The following is a 22891-nucleotide window of genomic DNA, read 5'->3' as shown; positions in this document are numbered from 1 at the left end:
GCTGCCTTACTTGACCGCGCCGGCGGTGACGCCGCGGGTCAGGGTCCGCTGGAACAGGAGGAAGAAGATGACTGCGGGCACGAGGGAGACCAGGGCACCGGCGTTGGTCGTCGGTGCGTCCATCATCCGGTCGCCCTGCAGGGACGCGAGCGCCACCGGGATCGTCTGCGTGTCGTTGGACGTGAGCATGACCAGCGGGATGAAGAACTCGTTCCAGGTCCAGATGAAGAAGAAGATCATCAGCACCGAGAGCGTCGGGCGGACCACCGGGAAGACGACCTTCCACAGGACCTGCCAGCGGCTCGCGCCGTCGAGCGCGGCCGCCTCGAGCAGTGCTTTCGGGAACGTGCTCAGCACCGAGGAGAGCAGATAGGTGCCGAACGCCGACTGGATGACGGTGAAGATGATGATCACCGACCACGGGGAGTTCGACAGTCCGGCCTGCTGCGCCATGGTGAACAGCGGGTAGATGAGGGCCTCCTGCGGCAGCATCGTCGCCAGCAGGAAGAGGGTCACCACCCACAGCCGCCCCTTGATCCGCCCGATGCCGATCGCGTACGCGTTCAGCAGCGAGAGCAGCGTCCCCGCGATGGCGACAGCGCTCGAGATCCAGATCGAGTTGACCAGCTTCTGCGGGAAGTCCACGCGCTCCCAGAACGCCTTGACGCCCTCGGTGTAGAACTCCTGCGGCCAGCTGAGCGGGCCGTTCAGGGAGTAGTCCGCGGGAGACTTGAAGGCGTTGAGCAGCATGATCAGGAACGGCACGATCATGAGCACGGCCACGAGCACCGCGAACGCCAGCACGAACCAGCGCGTCGTCCCGCGGCGGTGGCGCGCGCCCTCCGGCAGCGGTGAGTGCGTCTTCGGCGCCGGAGCGGCGACCACGTCGACGGCCATCAGCCGACCCCTTCCTTGCGCTCGCTGCGCGCCTGCGCGACGAGGATCGCCCCGGCGACGAGGACGATGACGATCGTGAGCACGTTGGCCACCGCGGCGCCGTAGCCGACCTTCGACTTGTCGAAGAAGTTGAGGTACGAGTAGTAGCTCGGCACCAGGGTCGAGCTCTCCGGGCCGCCACGGGTGAGCACGTAGATCGGTCCGAACACCTTGAGCGCGGCGACGGTGCAGGTCAGCACGACGACGAACGTCTCGGGCTTGATCTGCGGGATCGTGATGGCCCGGAACCGGCGCCACCAGTTCGCACCGTCCAGCTCGGCCGCCTCGTACAGCTCGGGGTCGACGCGCTGGAGGGCGGACATGAAGATGACGACCGGATAGCCGATCTGCACCCACACCAGGACGAGCATCACGCTGGGCAGAGCCGTCGTGGGCGACCCCAGCCAGTTCGGGGGGTTGTCGATGCCGATCGACCGCAGGATCTCGTTCACGGCACCGGTCTGCGCGTTGAGGATCCAGTTCCACAGCACACCGGCGACCGCGACGGGCAGGATCTGCGGCAGGTAGTACGTGGCCCGCAGCACCGAGGCGGAGCGGGCGCCGAACGTCTTGCCGAGGTAGTCGAACAGCACGGACGCCAGCAGCAGGCCGATGAGCGTCGGCACGATCACCATCGCGACGATCATCGAGATCGAGTTGCGGAACGACGTCCAGAACTGCTCGTCGTGCAGCAGCGCCGCGTAGTTGTCCAGCCCCACCCAGAGGTGCGGGGCCATGCCGCCCTTCCACTTCTGGAAGCTGTAGACGACGTTCGTCCCGAACGGTATGCCGATGACGACGACGAACCCGATGATCCCGGGCACCAGGTACGGCAGGTAGGGGACCCAGGTGGGGCGGGTCCGGCGACGACGAGGGGCACCCGTGGCGGGCGGCGCGGCGTCGAGGGTGCGGTCGTGCAGAGCGTCGGTGCTCATGGGGTCCTCCGTAGGGCGGGCCTGACGGCCCGGGCGGGTGCTGACTGCGGGCAGCTCCCGCCCGGGCGCGGCGGGGTCACTCGCCGAGCAGGTCCTGCTTGCCGGACACGTAGGCGTCCTCGAGGCCGGTGAGGACCTCGTCGGGCGACTTGGACTGGTTGACCAGCGACTGCAGCTGGCTGACGATCACGTCGTAGAAGCCTGCGACCGGCCAGTCGGGGTAGTACGCCAGGCCGTCGTCACCGAGGATGTCGGCGAAGTTCTGCGTGAGCTCCGCCGTCTTCGGGTCCGTGATGGTCGACGGGTCGCCCGCGACCGGCAGGCCGCCTGCCTGGCCGAGCACGTCCTGCACCTCGGGGCGCAGCGTGATGTCGATGAACTCCTCGGCCAGCGACTTCGAGTCCGCGTTCGTCGGGACGACCCAGAGGTTGCCGGACGAGCCGGGGTGCAGCGTGTTCTCGGGGAACAGCGTCTGCGCCCAGTCGAACTGGATCTCCGACTGCAGGCGGCCGAACCACCACGAGCCCGAGACCATGATCGGGTAGGTGCCGTCGATGAACGACACGCCCATGTCCTCGGCGGTCAGGCCGGCCGAGTCGGAAGCGATGTAGCCGTTCTTGACCCACTCGTCGAGCTTCTCGGTCGCCTGGGTCATCGCCTCGCCGTGCCAGTCGACGTCGTTGGCGAACAGCTGGTAGTCATCGACCAGCGCGCGGTCGCCGTAGTGCAGCACCAGCTCGTACCAGAGCTGCCCGAGGGGGTACTCCGCGCCGGCCTCGGCGAGCGGCGTGACGCCGTTCTCCTTGAAGGTCGCCAGGGCGGCCTCGAAGTCGTCGAACGTCGTCGGCACCTCGATGCCGTACTGGGCGAACATGTCCTTGTTGAGGTAGACGCCCACGAACTCGCCGTAGTTGGGCACGCCGTACCACTCGCCCGAGCCCATGAGCCCGTCCTCGTCGTACTGGGCGGTCGTCGCGATGGAGCCGCTGAGCGCGGTGTCCCAGCCCTTCTCCTTCGCGGCGTCGGTCAGCGGCGTGAGCAGGCCCTGCGAGGCCAGCTGCCCCGCGGTCGCGTTGCCCTTGTTGTACTCCATGACGTCCGGGACGTCGTCGCCGGTGAGCACGATCTTGGCGTTCTTCTGGATCTGCTCGAAGGTCTGCTTCTCGACCTCGACGGTGACGTCGGGGTTCTCCTCTTCGAAGATCTCGATGGCCTTGGCCCACGCCTGGCCCATCGCGGACTCGTCGTTCTCGTAGTGCCAGATCGTGAGCGTCTTGGTGTCCGCGTCACCGTCTCCGCCGCCGCTGTCACCGCCGCTGCTGCTGCAGGCCGCCAGTGCGAGCGGGGCAAGGAGGGCGGCGGTTCCGACAGCCGCCCATCGCCGTGTGCTGATCCTCATCCGGGTTCTCCTCATCGAGTGGATGGTCGGGCGGGGTACCCGATCGTCGAAGCGCTTCGATAGATTAGCCCGCCATTCTCATCCTGTCCAACAGCCTTTCCCGGGCAGAGTTCGGACGCTATTGTCGAAGCGCTTCGCCATGGGCCTCCCCGCCCAGGCGACAATCGCCCGGTGGGTCTGCACAGGCCCGCTAGGGTGACTCCCGGCACCCGGACCCCGGGGCTCGACGACTTGGAGGAGCACCGCGGTGAGCACGATCGACGACGTCGCCCGAGCCGCCGGCGTCTCCGTCTCGACCGTGTCCTACGCGCTGTCGGGCAAGCGACCCATCTCGGCCGAGACCCGCGCCCGCGTCGAGCGCGCGGTCCGCGAGCTCGACTACCGGCCGCACGCCGGCGCCCGCGCGCTCGCCTCTCAGCGCACCCAGGTGCTCGCGCTCATGGCGCCCCTGCGCGTGGACGTGAACGTCGGCGTGATCATGCAGTTCGTCACCGGGGTCGTCACGCGCGCCCAGTCCTACAAGCACGACGTCCTCCTGCTCACCCAGGACGACCACGACGGGATCGAGCGCGTCGCGGCCGGCTCCATGGTCGACGCCGTGCTGATGATGGACGTCGAGGCCGAGGACCCCCGGCTGCCGATCCTGCGGCGCCAGAAGCAGCCGGCCGTGCTCATCGGACTGCCGCGCGACGCCACCGGGTTCTCCTGCGTCGACCTGGACTTCGAGGCGGTCGGACGGGTGGCCGTCGACCACCTGGCCGGTCTCGGGCACCGGCAGGTGGCGCTCATCGGCTCCCCGCGGGCGGTGCTCAGCCGGCGCACCACGTACGCGGCACGCCTCGTGCGCGGCTTCACGCAGGAGGCCACCCGGCTCGGCCTGGACGCCGTGTTCGAGACCTGCGAGTCGTCGCACAGCGGCGCCGTCGAGGCGGTCGACGCGGTGCTCGCCGCGCTGCCCGACGTCACCGCGCTCGTCGTGCACAACGAGGTCGCCCTGCCTGCGGTGCTCGAGACGCTCCGCTCGCGCGGCAAGGACGTGCCCGGCGACATCTCCGTCGTGGCCGTCTGCCCCGAGGACGTGGCCCTCGGCCAGACCCAGCCGCTGACCTCCGTCGACATCCCCGCCCACACCATCGGCAGCGTCGCGGTCGACATGGCGATCGGCCGGCTCACCGGGGAGCAGCCCGCCGAGACCCGCCTCCTCGCGCCCGTCCTGACCACGCGGACCAGCACCGCTCCCCCGCGCCGCTAGCACCGCAGCACCCCCGGGCGGGACGCGCAGCCGACCCACGACCGGCGAACCCGTCAGCAGGTCGACGCCGTCGCCGGGCAGCACGGCCTCGGTGCCGCCGTGGTTGAGGACGAACAGCAGCCCGCCGCGGGGCGCGACCTCGACCCCGTCGGGGATCGCCGGCAGGGCCGGTGCGATGCCCGCCGCCGCGAGGCAGTCGGCGACGATCGCGCGCAGCACGTCGGCGGGCGGAACCGTCGAGACGTACCAGGCGGTGCCGTTCCGGAGCACGGCGGGCCGGCCGGTCAGGCCCGCACCCCGGTAGGTGGCCAGCACCTCGGCGGCGCCGGAGGTCAGGTGCTCGGACCAGGCCGTCGCCGTGAACGTGCCGTAGCGCGCGGAGTCCACCGGCACCCCGTCGGCCGGGAGCGGTCGGTGCTCCTCGCCCGACACCCCCAGCACGTCGGCCCACGGCACGGGGAACCGACCCTGGCGGATCCGCTGGTCCTCGTCGGCGATCCCGCTGAACGGTCCGACCAGCAGCACCCCGCCGCGCTCGGCCACGCGGGCCAGGTTGGCGGCGTCGGCGTCGGACACCAGGTGCAGCAGCGGGACGACCACCAGGTCGTAGCGGTCCAGGTCCGCGCCGGGCGGGACCACGTCGGTGGCGATCCCCGCCCGCCAGAACGGCTCGTGGTAGGCGGCCAGCTGATCGGGCACGGTCAGCAGCGAGCTCGGCAGCGAGTCGGCCTCGCCGGCCCACAGGGACGGCCAGTCGAAGACGAGCGCGACGCGGGCGTCGACCCGGGTGCCGACCACCGAGCGGAGCCGCGCCAGCAGCCGACCCTGCTCCCGGACGTCCCGGTGCAGGTCGGTGTCCGGGCCGGCGTGCGGGAGCATCGCGGAGTGGAAGCGCTCGGAGCCCGACGCCGAGGCGCGCCACTGGAAGTAGCAGACCGCGTCCGCGCCGTGCGCCACCGCCCGCAGCGAGTCCCGGAGCATCCCGCCGGCCGGCTTGGGCAGGTTGTGCGGGCGCCAGCTGACCGCGCCCGCCGCCTGCTCGAGCAGCGCCCACGGCCGCCCGCCGCCGACCCCGCGCGTGAGGTCGTGCGTGAGCGCCGCGCGCGCGGCGGCCGCAGGATCCGCCGGGTCGGCGTAGTGGTCGTCGGCGACGACATCGAGGTCCTCGGCCCAGGAGAACTGGTCGACGAGCGGGAAGAAGCCCATCGCGTTCGTCGTCACGGGAGCGGTCGAGGAGGCCCGGATCACGGAGGCCTGCAGGCGGTAGACATCCCGAAGCTGGTCGGAGGTGAACCGCCGGAAGTCGAGCAGCTGCGTCGGGTTGTGCACGTACGGCGCGGCCCTCGGCGGCACGATCTCCTCCCAGTCGGCATACCGCTGGCTCCAGAAGGCTGTGCCCCACGCGCGGTTGAGCGCGTCGAGGTCGCCGTACCGGGCGGCCAGCCACGTGCGGAACCGGTCCGCGCACAGGTCGCAGAAGCACGCCTGCCCGAACTCGTTGCCCACGTGCCACAGGGCCACCGCGGGGTGGTCGGCGTACCGCGCGACGAGCGCCGAGACGAACACACCCACTCGCTCGCGGTACACCTCGGAGCCCGGGCAGAAGTGGTTTCGGGAGCCGACACTCATCCGCACGCCCGCCGCGTCCACGGCCGACGTGCTGGGGTCCAGGCGGGCCAGCCACGGTGGAGAGGACGCCGACGGCGTGGCCAGGTCCACCGCGATCCCGCCGGCGTGCAGCAGGTCGAGCACCTCGTCGAGCCAGTCCCACCGGAAGTCGCCCGGGCTCGGCTCGAGCACCGCCCACGAGAACACGCCGACCGTCACCAGGTTCACGCCGGCCTCGCGCATGAGCGCCACGTCCTCGCGCCACACCTCGGGGGTCCACTGCTCCGGGTTGTAGTCGCCCCCGTACAGGATCCCGCGCTCGCCTGTCAGCGCCTCGAAAGACGTCACGTCACCCCTTGATCGCGCCGAAGATCACGCCCTTGGTGAAGTGTCGCTGCACGAACGGGTAGATGACGAGGATCGGCACGATCGCCAGCACCATCACCGCCATCTTGATGGGCAGCCCGGTCACCGCGCCGGTCGCGACGTCCACCTGCCCGACCCCGCTGCCCGGGAGCGTCACGCCCTGCAGCACGTACGAGCGCAGGACCAGCTGCAGCGGCCACTTGGCGTTGTCGTTGATGTAGAGGATCGCGTTGAAGAACGCGTTCCAGTAGCCGACCCCGTAGAACAGGGCGACGACGGCGACGACCGCGCGCGACATCGGCAGGACGATCCGGCCCAGGATGCGCCAGTCACCGGCCCCGTCGATGCGGGCGGCGTCGAGGATCGAGATGTCGATGCCCATGAAGAAGTTGCGCAGGATGAGCACGTTGAACGCCGACACGGCTCCCGGCAGGATCAGCGCCCAGTAGCTGTCGATGAGCCCGAGCGAGCTGACCAGCAGGTACGTGGGGATGAGCCCCGCGCCGAAGAACATGGTGATGAGGAAGACGAACAGGATCGGCCGGTGGGCGAACGAGCCCGGCCGCGACAGCCCGTACGCGCCCATCACGGACACGGTGGTGCTCAGGATGGTGCCGACCAGGGTGACGAACGTGCTCACCAGGGCGGCGCGCGTGACGATGCCGCCGTTGAGGATCTGCGTGTAGGCGTTGATCGTCAGCTCGCCCGGCACGGTCACCAGGCCACCGACGCGGATCGTCTCGGCCTGCGTCGACAGGCTGGTGAGGATGACCGTGTACAGCGGGAAGACGACGGCCAGGACGACGCACGCGAGCACGATGACCTTGAGCGCCTGGCCCCCGACCGAAGGTCGCCCCTCCCACGCGGGGCGGTGCTTCGAGCGGCGCTGGCGCCGCAGGACCGGTGCAGAGGTCTGCGTTGTCTGGGTACTCATGCGCGCTTGTACACCCCCGACTCACCGAACACGTGCGCCAGCTTGTTCGCACCCAGCACGAGCGCGAGGCTGACGACGCCCTTGACCAGCCCCGCCGCGGCGGCGAAGCTCCAGTCCCCGTACACGACACCCTGGTAGTAGACGTAGGTGTCGATGACCTCGGCGACGTCCGCACCCACGGCGCCGCGCTGCAGGATCAGCTGCTCGAACCCGACGGTCAGCGCGTCACCGAGCCGCAGGATGAGCAGCAGGATGATGACGGGCCGCAGCGCGGGCAACGAGATGTGCCACATGCGCCGCCACCGGTTGGCTCCGTCCACCGCGGCCGCCTCGTACTGCTCGGGCGGCACCGTGCTCAGCGCGGCGAGGAAGATGATGATCCCCCAGCCCGCGTCCTTCCACACCGACTGCATGGTGATCAGGACCAGGAACGTGTCGGGGTTGGTCATCATGTCGAACCCGTTGCCCAGGCCGTGGTCCCGCAGCGTCTGGTTGATCAGCCCGGCGCCGCCGAAGATCTGCTGGAACAGGGTCACCACCAGCACCCACGAGAAGAAGTGCGGCAGGTAGACGATCGACTGGATGGTCGTGCGGATCCGCGGCGTGACGACGCTGTTGAGCAGGAGCGCCAGCAGGATCGGGATCGGGAAGAAGAACACCAGCTGGAACGCCGTGATGAGCAGCGTGTTCTCGACCGCCGTGACGAACAGCGGGTTGGTGAACACGCGCTCGAAGTTGACCCAGCCCACGTATGGGCTGTGCAGGAACCCCGTGTACGGCGAGTACTGCTGCCACGCGATGACGTTGCCCAGCATCGGGACGTAGGCGAACACCGCGAGCAGGAGGATCGCCGGCGTCACCATGAGCAGCAGCGACCGGTCGCGCTTGAGGCGCACGCGCCACCCGATCTTGCGGGTGGGGACGGGCGCCGGCGGCGCCGCCTTCCCGGACTCGGGAGGAGTCGTGGGAGGGCGGCGCCGGACCAGCTCGGGCAAGGCCATCAGCTCTGCTGGTCCAGGATGTCCTGGTAGAACGCCCGCAGCTCCTCGCCGCCGGAGCTCTTCCACGTCTCGACGGCCTCGTCGAGGTCGTCCATCCCCTTGCGCCCGCGCGAGATGTCCTTCTCCAGGTCGACGAACGGCTGACCGATGGACGCGTACTGCTGCGGCTCCACGATCTGCTGCGCGTAGAACAGCGGGTCGGTCGCGTACTGCGCCGCGTTCGCCTTCCACTCCGAGGCCGCCTTCACGTAGCCCGGGTACTGCACGTGGGACTCGGAGATCGGCGGGTCGACCAGGAAGATGTACGTCGGCTGCAGTTCGGTGGCGGCCAGCTCGGTGGGCACCGGCAGGCCGTCGCCGCCACGGGTGTAGTGCACGCCCTCGACGCCGTTGTTGATCGTGTCGTACTCGGTGGTGCCGTAGGGCGCCGCGAGCACGTTGGCGATCGCGAGGAGCTCCGTGATCTTGGCCTCGTCGTCCGTCTTCTTGATGAAGGAGAAGATGTTCGCCGGGTTGCCCTTCCAGAGCACCGGCGTGCCGCCACCGGCCTCGAACGGGTCGAACGGCTGCTGCCAGTAGGACGGGTTGGCGGCCAGGTTGTCGCGCAGGGCCTCGTGCCAGCCGCCGACGCCGTCGTTGGCGATCAGCGACTTGCCGGACTGGAACCGCGCCTTGGCCTCGCCCGACTGGTCGGCGACGGCGTCCGGGTGGACCGCTCCGCTCGCGAACAGGGCCGCGTTCCACTCCAGGGCGGCCCGGTACTCGTCGGTCTCCACGCGGTGCACGAGCGTGTCGCCGTCGAGCTTCCACTTCGGCGGGACCGAGTGGATGATCGCGGCCGAGTTCCACAGGTCCTCGGCGCCCCAGACGCTGCCGCCGGTGAGCTCGACGGCCAGGTCGATGAGGTCCTGGCCGTTCTTGACGTCGGGCGTGATGCCGAGGCCCTCGAGGACGTCCCGACGGTAGAAGATCGCGTCGGTGATGACCTCGCCGGGGAACGGCAGGCCGTAGAGCTTGCCGTTGAACACGCAGAACTTCCACGCGTCCGAGGAGATGTTGGCCAGGTTCGGGTACGGCGTCACCTTGTCGCCCGCGAGGAACGGCGTGAGGTCTTGGAAGACGTTCTCGACGATCTCGGAGCCGAAGCGCGGCGGCAGGTTCCAGGTGGGGACGCAGACCCAGTCCGGCACGTCCTTGGCCGACGCCAGCACGGTGGCAAGCTTGTCGCCGTAGACGTTGCCGTCGGTGATCTGGAACTGGATGTCCGAGCCGAGCATCTCGTTCACGGCCTCGTAGTACTTGTTGCCCTTGGTGGGCGGGATGGTGCCCCACAGCGGAGTCATCGCGGTGATCGTCAAGCCGGAGCCGGGGACGGACGTCACGGACTGCACCAGCTCGGCCGGGATCGACTCGAAGCCCGGGACCGAGCCGTTGACGCTCGGGTAGTCCGGGTCGATGTACGTGATCGGGATGTACTTGGGGATCACGTCGCCGGCAGCGGCGGCGCCCGCGGTGGACGACGGCGCCGGGGCGGTGGTGCACGAGGTCAGCAACCCGGGGATCCCGACGACGGCCGCGCCCGTCGCGATCAGGCCCAGGAACCGGCGGCGGTCGACCGCGTGGTCTCCGAGCCGCCCGAAAGTAGGCGTGGCATTCATCTGCGTCCCTTCACTTCCTTGTGGAGATCGCGTCGAAGCGGTTCGACGGCGTGACTCTATGGGCATGTCCGAGCAGTGGCAAGGCCCCTGGCCGGAAGGCGGCACTTGCGGCAAACAGGGCCGTCAAGCACCATGAATGCCGCACGATGCCCGCTCGACCCCGGTCGAACCATCATCGAATCGGTTCGACATTCTCCGAGTTAAACGTTTCAGCGACACCGACCCACCCCACTCGACGACGAGGATCCCGTGCCCGAGCCGACACCCCCCACCCGGCCCTTCGCGGCACGCGCCCAGCAGCTGCTCGACCAGCTCACGCCGACGGAGCGGCTCGCTCTGCTCCACCAGCACGCGGCCCCCGTCCCCCGGGTCGGCCTCGGCGCGTTCCGCACCGGGACCGAGGGGCTGCACGGGGTGGCATGGCTCGGGACGGCGACGATGTTCCCCCAGCCCGTCGGCCTGGCCGCCACGTGGGACGCCGAGCTGCTGGAGCGCGTCGGGGCCGTCGTCGGCACCGAGGTCCGCGCCAAGCACGCAGCCGACCCGACCGTCTCGCTCAACGTGTGGGCGCCGGTCGTCAACCCGCTGCGGCACCCCCGCTGGGGACGCAATGAGGAGGGGTTCTCCGAGGACCCGCACCTGACCGCGTACCTCGCCACTGCGTACGCCCGCGGCCTGCGCGGCGACCACCCCACGTACTGGCGGACCGTGCCCACGCTCAAGCACCTCGTCGCGTACGGGAACGAGACTGACCGGAGCGTGACCAGCGCCCAGCTGTCCCCCCGGGTGCTGCACGAGTACGAGCTCCCCGCGTTCCGCGGCCCCGTCGAGGCCGGGGTCGTCGGCGCCGTGATGCCGTCGTACAACCTGGTCAACGGCCGCCCCAACCACGTGGCGCGCGAGCTCCTGGACGAGCTGCGCGGATGGACGCAGGCCTCGCTGCTCGTCGTGTCCGACGCCGGGGCGCCCACCAACCTCGTGACCGGCGAGCGCTACTACGACGACCACGTCGAGGCCGCCGCCGCCGCCGTCCGGGCCGGCGTGGACTCGTTCACCGACCACGACGCCGACTCCTCACGGACAGTCGCGCACCTGACCGCCGCGCTCGAGCGGGGTCTGCTCGACCAGGCCGACATCGACCGCGCCGCCCTGCGCCAGCTCGAGCTCCGACTGGCCACGGGCGAGCTCGACCCCGACCTCGATCCGTGGGCGTCGACCACCGCGGACGAGCTCGACCTGCCCGCCAGCCGCGCCCTCGCCCGTGAGGCGGCCACGCGCGCGGTCGTCGTCCTGGAGAACGACGGCGTCCTCCCCCTGCGCCCGGGCGCCCGGGTGGCTGTCGTCGGCCCGCACGCCGACCAGGTGCTCGCCGACTGGTACTCGGGGACACCGCCGTACCGGGTCTCGATCGCCGACGCCCTGGCCCCGGCCAGCACGGTCACCGGCGCGGACACGGTCGCGCTGCGGTCGCGCACCACCGGCGGCTACGTCGACGCGGGCGCCGACGGGATCCTCACGGCGACGTCCGCCGTCGCGGCCCACCACGACGTCATCGACTGGGGCGAGGGTGTGCTCACGCTGCGCGCCGCCGGCACCGGGCTGCTCTGGACCGGCGGTGGCTGGATCCTGCGCGCCGACGCGGAGAGCGTGCACGGGTGGGTGGCACAGGAGAGCTTCCGCGCGCACCGGCAGGACGACGGCTCGGTGTCGCTGCAGCACGCGGGCTCCGGCCGGTGGGTCGTCGTGCAGCACGACGGCGGCGTGCTCGTGGCGGACGCCCCCTCGGCCGCGACGGCCGAGCGCTTCACTCTGCGCACCGTGCGCTCAGGCACCGCGGCGGCAGCAGCAGCGGCGGCCGACGCCGACGTCGTCGTGCTCGCCGTCGGCAACGACCCGCACCTGCTGGGCCGCGAGACCGAGGACCGCCCCCACCTGCGCCTGCCGGAGTCGCAGGCGGAGCTCGCCCGGGCGGTGCTCGAGGCCAACCCCGCGACCGTGCTCGTGGTCGTCTCGTCGTACCCGTACGTGCTCGGCTCGCTCGGCGACGACGCCGCGGCGGTCGTCTGGACGTCCCACGGTGGGCAGGAGCTCGGTCACGGCGTGTCCGACGTGCTCACCGGCGCGGCGGAACCGAACGGCAGACTCGCGCAGGCGTGGCCCGAGTCCGAGGAGGACGCCGGCGACCTGCTCGACTACGACGTGATCGGCGCGGGCCTCACGCACTGGTACGCACCCCGACCTGCCCGGTGGGCGTTCGGGCACGGGCTCAGCTACACGTCGGTGGCGTACGAGGCGATCGAGGCGGCCCCCGGCTCCGCCCGGGTGACCGTGCGGAACACCGGTGACCGGGCGGTCGACGAGCTCGTGCAGCTCTACGGCGCCGCACCCGAGCACCGGCTGCGCGTGCCGCAGCGCCGGTTGATCGCGCACCGCAGGGTCCGGCTGGAGCCCGGGCAGGTCACGGTCGTGGAGCTGGACGTGCCCGCGGACGCGTTCGCAGTCTGGGACGTGACCCGCGGCCGGTTCGTCGTCGAGCCCGGCCGGTACGAGCTGCACGCGGGCCCTTCGTCCGCCGACCTGCCGCTCGCCGTCGGGTTCGACCTCGACGGCGAACCCGTCCCGCCGCGACGCCTCCTCGGCACGGAGATCCGGGCCATGGACCACGACGACCGCCAGGACGTGACGTTCGCGGAGCGCACCCGCGAGGCCGGCGACGCCCTGGAGGTCACGCGTGGCCGGCGGTCCGGCCACGTCGTGTTCCGGGACGTCGACCTCGACGGCGTCGGTCACCTCGAGCTGACCGTCGCCGGGGGCGGTTCCGTGCGGGTCGAGGTGCGCGACGGACGGTCGTGGCGGCCGCTCGGTCAGCTGGACGTCCCCGCCAGCGACCGGTACGACTGGTCGTCGCTGGAGGTCCCTGTGTCGGCGGTGGGAGTCGACGACCTGCGTCTCGTCCTGGTCGGTGCGGTGCGGCTGACCTCGCTGCGGGGCCGCGCGTAGCGGCCGCTACGGTGGGGCGATGACGACCCCGGAACGTGCTCCGTGGCTCCCCCCTGCGTGGTTCATCCGGGTCGCCTGGCGTGTGCACCGAGGCCTCTACCGCCTCAGCGGCGGGCGGTTCCTGTGGACGACGTCCAACAAGCGCGGCTGGGGCGCCCTGCGCCTGACGACGACCGGCCGGACCTCCGGGCAGGAGCGCAGCGTCATCCTCGGCTACCTGGAGGACGGTCCGAACCTCGTCGCGCTCGCGATGAACGGCTGGATCGAGGGACACCCCGCGTGGTGGCTCAACCTCGAGGCCCACCCGGACGCCGTGGTCCGGCTGGACGGCCGGCAGCCGCAGCCGGTACGCGCCCGCACCGCGGTCGGCCAGGAACGTGAGCGGCTCTGGTCGATCTGGTCGGCGGTCGACCCTAAGCTCGACGCCTGGGCCGCCACGCGGACGACGACGACGCCGGTGGTCGTGCTCGAACCCCGCTAGACCCAGGCGCCCCCGCGCATCACGCGGACAGGGACCAGGTCGTCGTCGGTCACGACGAGGTCGGCGCGACGCCCCGCGGCCAGCGCGCCGAGGTCGCGCCGGCCCAGGACGTCCGCCGGCACGGTGGCCGCGGCGAGCACGGCGTCCTCCAGGGGGATCCCGGCGGCGACCACCCTGCGCACGACGTCGAGCAGGTGCGCCACTCCCCCGGCGATCGCGCCCGTCTCGTCGGCGATCCGGGCCACCCCGTCGGCCACGCGCACGGCCATCGGTCCCAGCCGGTACTCGCCGTCGGGCATGCCCGCGGCGGCCATGGCATCCGTCACCAGGGCGATCGAGCCCGCGCCCACCAGGTCGAAGACCGACCGGACCGTGCCGTCGGCCAGGTGGGTGCCGTCGGCGATCAGCTCGACCACCAGCTCCCCGCGGGCGGCCGCGGCCAGGCACGCCGCGATCGGGCCCGGGTCGCGATGGTGCAGCGGGCGCATGCCGTTGAACAGGTGGGTGGCCGTGAGGCGCCGGTTGGACGTCGCGGCGAGCAGGTCGAACGCGCGGTCGACGGCCTCGTCGACCTGCTCCGCGGAGGCGTCCGTGTGCCCGATCGACGGCACCGCGCCGACGTCGACCAGGGCCTCGAGCACCGCGTCCGCGCCCGGCACCTCCGGCGCCACCGTCATCGTCGCGAGGTGCCCCCGCGCCGAGCCGGCGATGGCGCGGACCAGGTCAGGGTCTCCCGCGAGCATGTCGGCGGGGTTCTGCGCGCCGCAGCGGTCCGCGGACAGGAACGGGCCCTCGAGGTGGATGCCGACGATCTCGCCGGCGTCCGCCAGGTCCGCGAGCAGAGCGGTCTGCGCCAGCAGGACCTCGGGCGCGGCTGTGACCAGCGACGCGACCAGGCTGGTGGTGCCGTGCCGGCGGTGCTCGTCGACCGCGCGCTGGGCGTCCGCGGCATCGACCGCGTCGGGGAAGCTGGCACCGCCACCCCCGTGGCAGTGCAGGTCCACCAGCCCCGGCAGGATCGTCGCGTCGCTGACCGCGGGCAGCACCCAGCCGCGCGGCAGCCGCTCGGCCGGGCCGACCCAGACGATCGTCGCGTCGTCGACGACCACGGCACCGTCGTCGAGGACCCCCCGGGGGAGGACGAGCCGACCGCGCAGGACCAGGGGGGTCTCGATGCTCACGGGGTCATCCTTCCCCATGGGAGGGCCGCGCCCTCCTCATCCGTCCATCGCGTCTGCCGGGCCTGCACCCGCCCGCTCCACCACCGGGCCACGCCGGCCCCGATCGCCCCCTCCGCCGCGGCGACGAGCACGGTCCAGCCGCTCGCCCTCAGGAGGCCGAAGCTCGCGCACAGGGTGACCGACAGGAGCGCACCGACCAGGGCGAAGACCGCGACATGCACCCACTCGCGGGTCGTCCGGTCCAGCAGACGCGCGGTCAGCACGCCCGCCGGGAAGCCGGCCAGCCCGATCAGCACGGCGGCCACGATCAGGGCCACCCCGAGGTAGTAGATGCTCGCGGGCACCTGGGCCGCCCATGACGAGTCCGCCTCCTGCGCGAGGAGGAAGACGGTGAGGGCCGCACCGTTCACCACCGACAGGACCGCCAGGCAGCGCAGGCACAGCGCCGCGATCGCGCGCGCTCCACGGACGCTCATGCCACGCTCCCGACGGCGCGCCGGTCCGCGGCGAGCACCCGGCGGGCGCCCCGGGCGAGGAGTCGCAGGTAGGCGCGCTGGCCGACGACGGTGAGCGGGCCGACTGCGCGGACCCACCAGAGGTCGGGGACGGAGTACGCGGTCACGACGAACCAGAGGTCGCCCGCCGCGTCGCGCTCGACGGTGAACGCCTCCTCGCCGCGGAACAGGTGCCCGGACACGGTGCCGTAGCCGAAGCCGACGCGGTCGGCCGTGCGCTCCACCCAGACCACCTCGCACGGCTCGTGCAGGCGGACCGGCCCGATGCCGAGCCGGCTGGCGACCCGCACACCCGGCGCCGCCGCGTCGGCGTCGTGGAGCAGCTCGATGCCCGCGGCCGCGTGCACCCGCCAGCGGAGCAGCGCGTCCCCGACCCGGGCGAGGTCGTCGGGGCGCGAACCGGGACCGAGCAGGTGCCGGATGCGCAGGTGTCGGTAGCCCGCGGGCAGCGGACCACCCTGGGTCGCACCGACCCCGGGGTACGTCAGCCCGGTCGGCTCCGGGATCGGCCCTCGGAGCCGGAGGCCGAGCAGCGTGCAGAGGACGAAGCCGAGCGCATTGGCCACCCCGTGCGTCGCGGCCATCCACGACAGGCTCGGGTGCGCGATCCCGGTCGCCTCCCCGAGCGCCCACCACAGGGCGAGCAGCATCGAGGCGACGATCGTCGCTGCCCCCACCCGCAGCAGGACGCGGGTCGAGCGGGAACCGGTGAGCCCCACCGTCGCCGCCGCGGCGCACCAGAGCCCGAGGGTGAGCACCGCGGCGCCGACGAGCTCGGCGGCATCCGAGACGACGTAGCCGACGAGGACGAGGAGCACGCCGGCGGGTGCCGCCGTCGCGGAGACCCGCGTCAGACGGCCGGCCGTCGCGTGCGCCACGAGACCGACCACCAGGCACGCGCCGAACCCGGCGAACAGCATGTGCGGCACCGTGAGGGCGAGGTAGTCGCCGGAGAACCCGAGCAGGCCCCAGCCCGCCCGCTCCACGACGAGCGCCAGCGCCCCGACCAGCGGCGTCGCCAGCGCGACCGCGGTGGACAGGAGACGCACCCGCAGCACGCAGCCGGCGAGCACGACCGAGGCCGCGGCGAAGGGGAGGGCGAGCGCAGCCGCGGCGGGACCCACCGGCAGCCAGACGCTTACGGCCGCCAGCAGGCCGACCAGCGGCCAGAGCGGCGACGCCGAGCGCGGGACCGCCCGGTCGCCCAGCAGGCGCAGGCCGAGGGGCAGGACGACCACGGTGCCGAGCCCGACGACCACGCGGACAGCGTCCGCCGCGGCCGGCGCCAGCTCGCTCATGCCCGCACCGCCCGCACCAGCGCGAGGACGTCGTCGGCCGCGCCGCGCAGCACCGGCAGCCGCGACAGGCGCACGAGCCGGCCGATCAGCGGCGCGATCCCCTCGACCAGCGTCCGCGTCCGCCGCTGGCCCGGCGAGCCGTCGTAGACCCAGAACAGGGTGACCCCCAGCTGGGCCAGCCACAGCAGCTCCGGGAGCTCGTCGCGCAGGACGCTGGGCACCGCAGGCGTCGCACCGTCCACGAGGTCACGGAAGATCGCCTGGCTCATCTGGCGGGACTCGCTCGACTCCGCCGAGAAGGGGCTCGCCGCCGAACCAGGGCGGATGGCGACCGTGATGAACTCGCCGCCGAACGCGTGATAGCCCTCGAACGCGTCGACGCCGGCCAGCAGCACCCCGCGCAGCCGGGTCGCCAGGTCTCCGCCCTGCGCCAGGACCGCGCGGGCGGACACGGTCTGCTCGCGGTTCACGTCCAGGTACAGCTCCTGCACCAGGTGGTCCTTGGACGCGAAGTGGTAGTACGCGTTGCCGGTGGCCACCCCGGCCTCCTGCGCGATCGCCCTCATCGTCGTGGCCGCGTACCCCCGTTCGCGGAACAGCCGCAGGGCCGTGGACCGGACCAGTGCCTTGGTGTCGTCGCTCATGCGACGATTTGAACACGTTCAACTGAACGCGTTCAAGAGGCTGGCGGTGTGACGTGGTCGAGCTAGAAGAGGCGTGATCCGCTGTCGTCGACCCCGCGCATGGCGTCGTAGTCGAGCACGAGGCAGCCGATGCCCCGGTCGGTGGCCAGCACGCGGGCCTGCGGCTTGATCTCCTGCGCGGCGAACACCCCGCGCACCGGCGCCAGGTGCGGGTCACGGTTGAGGAGCTCCAGGTACCGGGTCAGCTGCTCCACGCCGTCGATGTCCCCGCGGCGCTTGATCTCGACGGCGACGGTGCCGCCGGCCGGGTCCTTGGCCAGGATGTCGACCGGTCCGATGGCCGTCGGGTACTCGCGACGGACCAGCGTGTGCCCCGTGCCGAGCAACAGGATCTGCGCGGCCAGCAGCTCCTGCAGGTGGGCCTCGACGCCGTCCTTCACCAGACCGGGGTCCACGCCCAGCTCGTGCGCGGAGTCGTGCTGCACTCCGTACAGGTCGATCTCGAGGCGGTCGTCCGACTTCTGGTGCTGGACGGTCCAGACGGCCGTGACTCCGGCGGCGCGCGCCTCCTCGGACGGCTCGGAGACCGCGAGCGTGCACGGCGGGCTCATCCAGTTCAGCGGCTTGTACGAGCCGCCGTCCGAGTGCAGCAGCACGCTGCCGTCGGCCTTCACGACGAGCAGGCGCGTGGCCAGGGGCAGGTGGGCGTTCAGGCGACCGCTGTACCGAGCGGAGCAGGACGCGACGACGAGGCGCATGAGCTCGCTTCCGGGTGTGGGAGTCAGATGACCGAGCCCACGCGCGACGGCGTGGCCTCGATCCATGACGTGAGGCCGGCGTAGGCCTCGGCGCTCATCAGCAGGTGGACCGGCTCGACGGCCGAGCCCGGCCGACAGGTCACCAGGACCTGGCCGCCGTGCCGCTCGCTGCGCTCCACGACCGTGAGGCCGACGCGCTGCCAGCGGGCACGGGGTCGCGCCGAGAGAGAGCGGTAGCGCCACCAGTAGAGGCGGTCAGCCCCGTACTGGGCGACCCCCGAGGACCACGGCCCCTGGGCGGTGCGGCCGAGCGAGCACGGGAACGACCCGACCCGGCGGTTGAGCGTGTGGACCCGCGAGGCCCAGACGAAGGCGACGGCGAGCAGCAGGACGACGGCAACACACGCGAGTGCGACGCCGTGTCCGCTCACCGTCCCGGCGCCCTCAGTGCGTGGCCGGCGAGGTCGCGGGGCGTGCGCCCTCCACGACGTTGTCGGCGACGATGGTCAGGTGGTCGGAGTCGAAGGAGAGGAACCCGCCCTCGACCTGCCAGCGCTTGGGCTCGGCACCCTGCGACGGGAACACGCGGAGCTCACCGGGCTGCAGCACGGACAGCACGGGCTCGTGACCGGCCAGGATGCCGATCTCGCCGTCGCCGGCCTTGGCGGACACCATGTAGGCCGTGCCGGACCACAGCTTGCCGGCGGTCGCGACGATCTCGACCTCGATCTCTGCCACGGGACCCTCCTTCGATGTTGTGCGGGACTACGGGTACGCAGGGGCGCCGAGCGGGCGCCCCTGCGTGGGTCTGACCAGGTCAGACGCCGTAGTCCTTCTGGATGCGGGCCCAGTTGCGCTCGAGGTCCTCGAGGCCACCGATGTTGAAGAACGCCTGCTCGGCGATGTGGTCGAACTCGCCGTCGGCGATCTTGCCGAAGGCCTCGACCGTCTCCGTGAGCGGGACCGTCGAGCCGACGACGCCGGTGAACTTCTCGGCCATGTACGTGTTCTGCGAGAGGAACTGCTGGATGCGACGGGCGCGTGCGACGACCGTCTTGTCCTCCTCCGACAGCTCGTCGACACCGAGGATCGCGATGATGTCCTGGAGTTCCTTGTTGCGCTGGAGGATCGACTTCACGCGCGTCGCGGCGTCGTAGTGCGCCTGGCCGACGTAGCGGGGGTCGAGGATGCGGCTGGTCGACGTCAGCGGGTCCACGGCCGGGTACAGACCGCGCGACGCGATCTCGCGCGACAGTGCCGTCGTCGCGTCGAGGTGGGCGAACGTCGTGGCCGGTGCGGGGTCGGTGTAGTCGTCGGCGGGCACGTAGATCGCCTGCAGCGAGGTGATGGAGTGACCACGCGTCGAGGTGATGCGCTCCTGCAGGAGGCCCATCTCGTCGGCGAGGTTCGGCTGGTAGCCGACGGCAGACGGCATGCGGCCGAGCAGCGTCGACACCTCGGAGCCGGCCTGCGTGAACCGGAAGATGTTGTCGATGAAGAGCAGCACGTCCTGCTTCTGCACGTCGCGGAAGTACTCCGCCATCGTCAGGGCCGACAGGGCGACGCGCAGACGCGTGCCCGGCGGCTCGTCCATCTGGCCGAAGACGAGCGCCGTCTTGTCGAAGACGCCGGCCTCCTCCATCTCGACGATGAGGTCGTTGCCCTCACGGGTGCGCTCGCCGACACCGGCGAACACCGACACACCACCGTGGTTGAGGGCGACGCGCTGGATCATCTCCTGGATGAGGACCGTCTTGCCGACGCCTGCACCACCGAACAGACCGATCTTCCCGCCGAGCACGTACGGCGTCAGCAGGTCGATGACCTTGATGCCGGTCTCGAACATCTCGGTCTTGCTCTCGAGCTGGTCGAAGGCCGGGGGCTTGCGGTGGATGGGCCAGCGCTCGGTGATCTCGAGCTTCTCGCCCTCCTTGAGGTTCAGCACCTCGCCGATGACGTTGAAGACGTGACCCTTGGTGATGTCGCCGACGGGCACGCTGATCGCCTCGCCGGTGTCGCGCACGAGCGCGCCGCGGACCAGGCCGTCGGTCGGCTTGAGCGCGATGGCGCGGATGAGCGAGTCGCCGAGGTGCTGCGCGACCTCGAGCGTCATCGTCGTGACGCCCGCGGCCTCGCCCTCGCCCTGCGCCGACAGGTCGATGTCGACCTTGAGCGCGTTGTAGATCTCGGGGATCTGGTCGGACGGGAACTCGATGTCGACGACGGGGCCGATGACCCGCGCGACCCGACCCACGCCAGGACCCGACGCGTGCTCGACGGCAGCTTCGGTGGTGGTAGCAGTCATGGTGTTTCTCCGGTTCGTCTGTGGGGACGTAGTCGTCAGGAGGCGAGCGCGTCGGCGCCCGACACGATCTCGCTGATCTCTTGGGTGATCTCGGCCTGGCGGGCCTGGTTGGCGAGCCGGGTGTACATGCGCACCAGGTCCTCGGCGTTCTCGGTCGCGGTGTGCATCGCGCGCTGCCGCGCGGCGAGCTCGGAGGCCGCCGCCTGCAGGAGGCAGGTGTAGATGCGGCTGCGCACGTACATCGGCAGCAGCGCGTCGAGCACGGCTTCCGGGGACGGCTCGAACTCGTACAGGGGCGGGATCTCGTTCTCGTCGCGCGCCTCGACGCCCTCGACGATCTCGAGCGGCAGCAGCCGGATGACCCGAGGGGTCTGCGACACCATGTTCCGGAAGTGCGTGAACACGACGTGCAGCTCGGAGACGCCACCCTGGTCCGCCGGCGCCTCGAACGCCGCCAGCAGCGTGTCGGCGATCTCGGCGGCGACCTCGACCGACGGCGCGTCCGAGTTCCCCGTCCACTCACCCGCGAGCTCGCGCCCGCGGAACGAGTAGTACGAGACGGCCCGGCGTCCGGTCGCGTACACGACCGGCTCCTTGCCCGCCTCGGTCAGGCGACCGATGAGGCGCTCGGCCTCCCGGATCGCGCTGGCCGAGTAGGCGCCCGCCATGCCGCGGTCGGACGTGACGACCAGGACCGCGACCCGGTTGGTGTCGCTCCGCTCGGTCACGAGCGGGTGCGTCACGTTCGAGTGCGTGGCCACGGCCGACACCGCACGGGTCAGCGCCCGGGAGTAGGGCGTCGCCGCCGTCACCCGGTCCCGCGCCTTGCCGATGCGCGAGGCAGCGATGAGCTCCATCGCACGGAAGATCTTCTTCAGCGACTCTGTCGACCGGATCCGCTGCCGGTAGACGCGCTGCTGACCTGCCACGTCAGCCCTTCTTCTGCCGGACGATCTGCTCCTGCTCGATCTCGACCTCGGCGCCGTCGTCGGACGAGCCGACCAGCGTCGTTCCGTCGCCCACCAGGAAGCCGTTGCGGAACTCGTCGATCGCGTCCCCGAGAGCCTTCTCGGTGTCGTCCTCGAGCTTGCCCGACGACGCGATGGTCGACAGGACGTCCGTGTTGCGACGCAGGTGGTCGAGCAGCTCGGTCTCGAACCGGCGCACGTCGGCGATCGGGACGTCGTCCAGCTTGCCCTTGGTGCCGGCCCAGATCGACGCGACCTGGTCCTCGACCGGGTACGGCGTGTACTGCGCCTGCTTGAGCAGCTCCATGAGACGGGCGCCACGGGTCAGCTGGGCGCGCGAGGCGGCGTCGAGGTCGGACGCGAACATCGCGAACGCCTCGAGGGACCGGAACTGCGCGAGGTCCAGCTTCAGCGTGCCGGAGACCTTCTTCATGGCCTTGACCTGCGCGGCACCACCGACGCGGGACACCGAGATGCCGACGTCGACGGCCGGGCGCTGGTCCGCGTTGAACAGGTCGGACTGCAGGAAGATCTGACCGTCCGTGATGGAGATGACGTTGGTCGGGATGTAGGCCGACACGTCGTTGGCCTTGGTCTCGATGACCGGCAGGCCCGTCATCGAGCCGCCGCCCAGCTCGTCCGAGAGCTTGGCACAACGCTCGAGCAGACGGGAGTGCAGGTAGAACACGTCACCGGGGTACGCCTCGCGGCCCGGCGGGCGGCGCAGGAGCAGCGACACGGCACGGTAGGCCTCGGCCTGCTTGGACAGGTCGTCGAACACGATGAGGACGTGCTTGCCCTGGTACATCCAGTGCTGGCCGATGGCCGAGCCGGTGTAGGGCGCGAGGTACTTGAAGCCGGCCGGGTCCGACGCGGGGGCCGCGACGATGGTCGTGTACTCGAGCGCGCCGGCCTCCTCCAGGGCGCCGCGGATGGCGGCGATGGTGGAGCCCTTCTGACCGATGGCGACGTAGATGCAGCGGACCTGCTTGGTCTCGTCGCCCGACTCCCAGTTGGCCTTCTGGTTGATGATCGTGTCGATCGCGATCGCCGTCTTGCCCGTCTGGCGGTCACCGATGATCAGCTGGCGCTGGCCACGGCCGATCGGGATCATCGCGTCGATGGCCTTGAGGCCGGTCTGCAGCGGCTCGTCGACGCTCTTGCGCGCCATGACGCCCGGGGCCTGCAGCTCGAGGGCGCGGCGGCCCTCGGTCTCCAGCTCGCCCAGGCCGTCGATCGGCGTGCCCAGCGGGTCGACCACTCGGCCGAGGTAGCCGTCACCGATCGGGACCGAGAGAACCTCGCCCGTGCGGCGGACCTCCTGGCCCTCCTCGATGCCCGTGAACTCACCCAGGACGACGACGCCGATCTCGCGGACGTCGAGGTTGAGCGCCAGGCCGAGCGTGCCGTCCTCGAACCGCAGCAGCTCGTTCGCCATCGCGCCCGGGAGACCCTCGACCTGCGCGATGCCGTCGGCGGTCAGGGTGACCCGACCGACCTCTTCGGAGGCGACGCCGGTCGGCTCGTAGGACTTCACGAAGCTGTCCAGCGCGGCCCGGATCTCGTCCGGCCGGATCGTCAGCTCAGCCATTGCTCTTCTCCTGTCGTGACCGCCGGTCGGGCGGTCGTACGTTCGTGCACGTCGTTCAATG

At 71.4% G+C, this 22891-nt stretch carries 19 protein-coding genes and 1 pseudogene; 3 read left to right on the top strand and 17 right to left on the bottom strand.

Annotated elements, in window-relative coordinates:
* Window positions 1-6 precede the first annotated feature (6 nt).
* The 3 genes from ASD18_RS19555 to ASD18_RS19545 all read right to left on the bottom strand — a co-directional run bounded on the left by ASD18_RS19555 (window position 7) and on the right by ASD18_RS19545 (window position 3270).
* Window positions 7-897 carry a carbohydrate ABC transporter permease gene (locus ASD18_RS19555; protein WP_056096370.1) on the bottom strand — a complete coding sequence of 297 codons (891 nt, stop codon included), beginning with the start codon at window positions 895-897 and terminating at the stop codon, window positions 7-9.
* Window positions 897-1871 carry a carbohydrate ABC transporter permease gene (locus ASD18_RS19550; RefSeq protein WP_082574301.1) on the bottom strand — a complete coding sequence of 325 codons (975 nt, stop codon included), beginning with the start codon at window positions 1869-1871 and terminating at the stop codon, window positions 897-899. The genes ASD18_RS19555 and ASD18_RS19550 overlap by 1 nt, the downstream gene beginning before the upstream one ends.
* 76 nt (window positions 1872-1947) lie before the next feature.
* Window positions 1948-3270: an ABC transporter substrate-binding protein gene (locus ASD18_RS19545; protein WP_056096369.1), complete on the bottom strand. Its 1323-nt coding sequence runs from the start codon at window positions 3268-3270 to the stop codon at window positions 1948-1950.
* A gap of 247 nt (window positions 3271-3517) precedes the next feature.
* Here ASD18_RS19545 and ASD18_RS20885 point away from each other — a divergent pair, with 247 nt between their 5' ends.
* On the top strand, window positions 3518-4522 hold the full coding sequence (locus ASD18_RS20885; protein ID WP_082574325.1) for a LacI family DNA-binding transcriptional regulator: 1005 nt from the start codon (window positions 3518-3520) through the stop codon (window positions 4520-4522).
* A 9-nt stretch (window positions 4523-4531) separates the two neighbouring features.
* Here the strand turns inward: ASD18_RS20885 and ASD18_RS19540 are convergent.
* The 4 genes and pseudogenes from ASD18_RS19540 to ASD18_RS19525 all read right to left on the bottom strand — a co-directional run.
* A pseudogene (locus ASD18_RS19540) lies at window positions 4532-6478 on the bottom strand (beta-galactosidase); the annotation flags it as partial.
* Between the two features lies 1 nt (window position 6479).
* Complete coding sequence (locus ASD18_RS19535) at window positions 6480-7430, bottom strand: carbohydrate ABC transporter permease (RefSeq protein ID WP_056096366.1); 951 nt, start codon at window positions 7428-7430, stop codon at window positions 6480-6482.
* Entirely contained in the window at window positions 7427-8431 is a 1005-nt protein-coding gene (locus tag ASD18_RS19530) for a sugar ABC transporter permease (RefSeq protein WP_056096364.1), read from the bottom strand. Before ASD18_RS19530 ends, ASD18_RS19535 begins: the two co-directional genes overlap by 4 nt.
* Window positions 8431-10089 (bottom strand): extracellular solute-binding protein, encoded by a 1659-nt coding sequence (locus tag ASD18_RS19525; protein WP_056096361.1) that lies wholly within the window; start codon window positions 10087-10089, stop codon window positions 8431-8433. Before ASD18_RS19525 ends, ASD18_RS19530 begins: the two co-directional genes overlap by 1 nt.
* Window positions 10090-10338: 249 nt before the next feature.
* Here ASD18_RS19525 and ASD18_RS19520 point away from each other — a divergent pair, with 249 nt between their 5' ends.
* Both ASD18_RS19520 and ASD18_RS19515 read left to right on the top strand, forming a co-directional pair.
* A complete protein-coding gene (locus ASD18_RS19520; protein WP_056096358.1) occupies window positions 10339-13089 on the top strand; it encodes a glycoside hydrolase family 3 C-terminal domain-containing protein in 2751 nt (916 codons plus the stop codon).
* Between the two features lie 19 nt (window positions 13090-13108).
* A complete protein-coding gene (locus ASD18_RS19515; protein WP_056096355.1) occupies window positions 13109-13570 on the top strand; it encodes a nitroreductase/quinone reductase family protein in 462 nt (153 codons plus the stop codon).
* On the opposite strand, the gene ASD18_RS19510 is transcribed toward ASD18_RS19515, so the two are convergent.
* From ASD18_RS19510 to atpA, 10 genes are all read right to left on the bottom strand, one after another.
* Window positions 13567-14769 carry an N-acetylglucosamine-6-phosphate deacetylase gene (locus ASD18_RS19510; RefSeq protein ID WP_056096352.1) on the bottom strand — a complete coding sequence of 401 codons (1203 nt, stop codon included), beginning with the start codon at window positions 14767-14769 and terminating at the stop codon, window positions 13567-13569. The two genes, ASD18_RS19515 and ASD18_RS19510, sit on opposite strands and share 4 nt — an antisense overlap.
* The gene (locus ASD18_RS19505) at window positions 14748-15227 is read right to left on the bottom strand and encodes a hypothetical protein (protein WP_056096349.1); all 480 of its coding nucleotides are present in this window, start codon (window positions 15225-15227) and stop codon (window positions 14748-14750) included. The genes ASD18_RS19510 and ASD18_RS19505 overlap by 22 nt, the downstream gene beginning before the upstream one ends.
* Window positions 15224-16564 carry a YndJ family transporter gene (locus ASD18_RS20880; protein WP_082574299.1) on the bottom strand — a complete coding sequence of 447 codons (1341 nt, stop codon included), beginning with the start codon at window positions 16562-16564 and terminating at the stop codon, window positions 15224-15226. The genes ASD18_RS19505 and ASD18_RS20880 overlap by 4 nt, the downstream gene beginning before the upstream one ends.
* Window positions 16561-17208, bottom strand: a complete 648-nt coding sequence (locus ASD18_RS19495) for a TetR/AcrR family transcriptional regulator (protein ID WP_056096346.1) — start codon at window positions 17206-17208, stop codon at window positions 16561-16563. Before ASD18_RS19495 ends, ASD18_RS20880 begins: the two co-directional genes overlap by 4 nt.
* A 62-nt stretch (window positions 17209-17270) precedes the next feature.
* The gene (gene nucS / locus ASD18_RS19490) at window positions 17271-17966 is read right to left on the bottom strand and encodes an endonuclease NucS (protein WP_056096343.1); all 696 of its coding nucleotides are present in this window, start codon (window positions 17964-17966) and stop codon (window positions 17271-17273) included.
* Between the two features lie 23 nt (window positions 17967-17989).
* On the bottom strand, window positions 17990-18397 hold the full coding sequence (locus ASD18_RS19485) for a DUF2550 family protein (RefSeq protein ID WP_056096339.1): 408 nt from the start codon (window positions 18395-18397) through the stop codon (window positions 17990-17992).
* A gap of 13 nt (window positions 18398-18410) precedes the next feature.
* Window positions 18411-18704, bottom strand: coding sequence for a F0F1 ATP synthase subunit epsilon (locus ASD18_RS19480; protein WP_056096337.1), 294 nt, complete (start codon window positions 18702-18704; stop codon window positions 18411-18413).
* A 79-nt stretch (window positions 18705-18783) separates the two neighbouring features.
* On the bottom strand, window positions 18784-20271 hold the full coding sequence (gene atpD, locus ASD18_RS19475) for a F0F1 ATP synthase subunit beta (RefSeq protein WP_056096334.1): 1488 nt from the start codon (window positions 20269-20271) through the stop codon (window positions 18784-18786).
* Window positions 20272-20306: 35 nt separating this feature from the next.
* Window positions 20307-21200 (bottom strand): F0F1 ATP synthase subunit gamma, encoded by an 894-nt coding sequence (locus tag ASD18_RS19470; RefSeq protein WP_056096331.1) that lies wholly within the window; start codon window positions 21198-21200, stop codon window positions 20307-20309.
* 1 nt (window position 21201) lies between these two features.
* On the bottom strand, window positions 21202-22830 hold the full coding sequence (atpA, locus tag ASD18_RS19465; RefSeq protein WP_056096328.1) for a F0F1 ATP synthase subunit alpha: 1629 nt from the start codon (window positions 22828-22830) through the stop codon (window positions 21202-21204).
* Window positions 22831-22891 lie beyond the last annotated feature (61 nt).

It is taken from the genome of Cellulomonas sp. Root137, from assembly GCF_001426725.1.
GTDB lineage: Bacteria > Actinomycetota > Actinomycetes > Actinomycetales > Cellulomonadaceae > Cellulomonas.
Note: the sequence above shows the minus strand (reverse complement) of the source record. Positions and strands in the feature narration are given on the sequence as shown.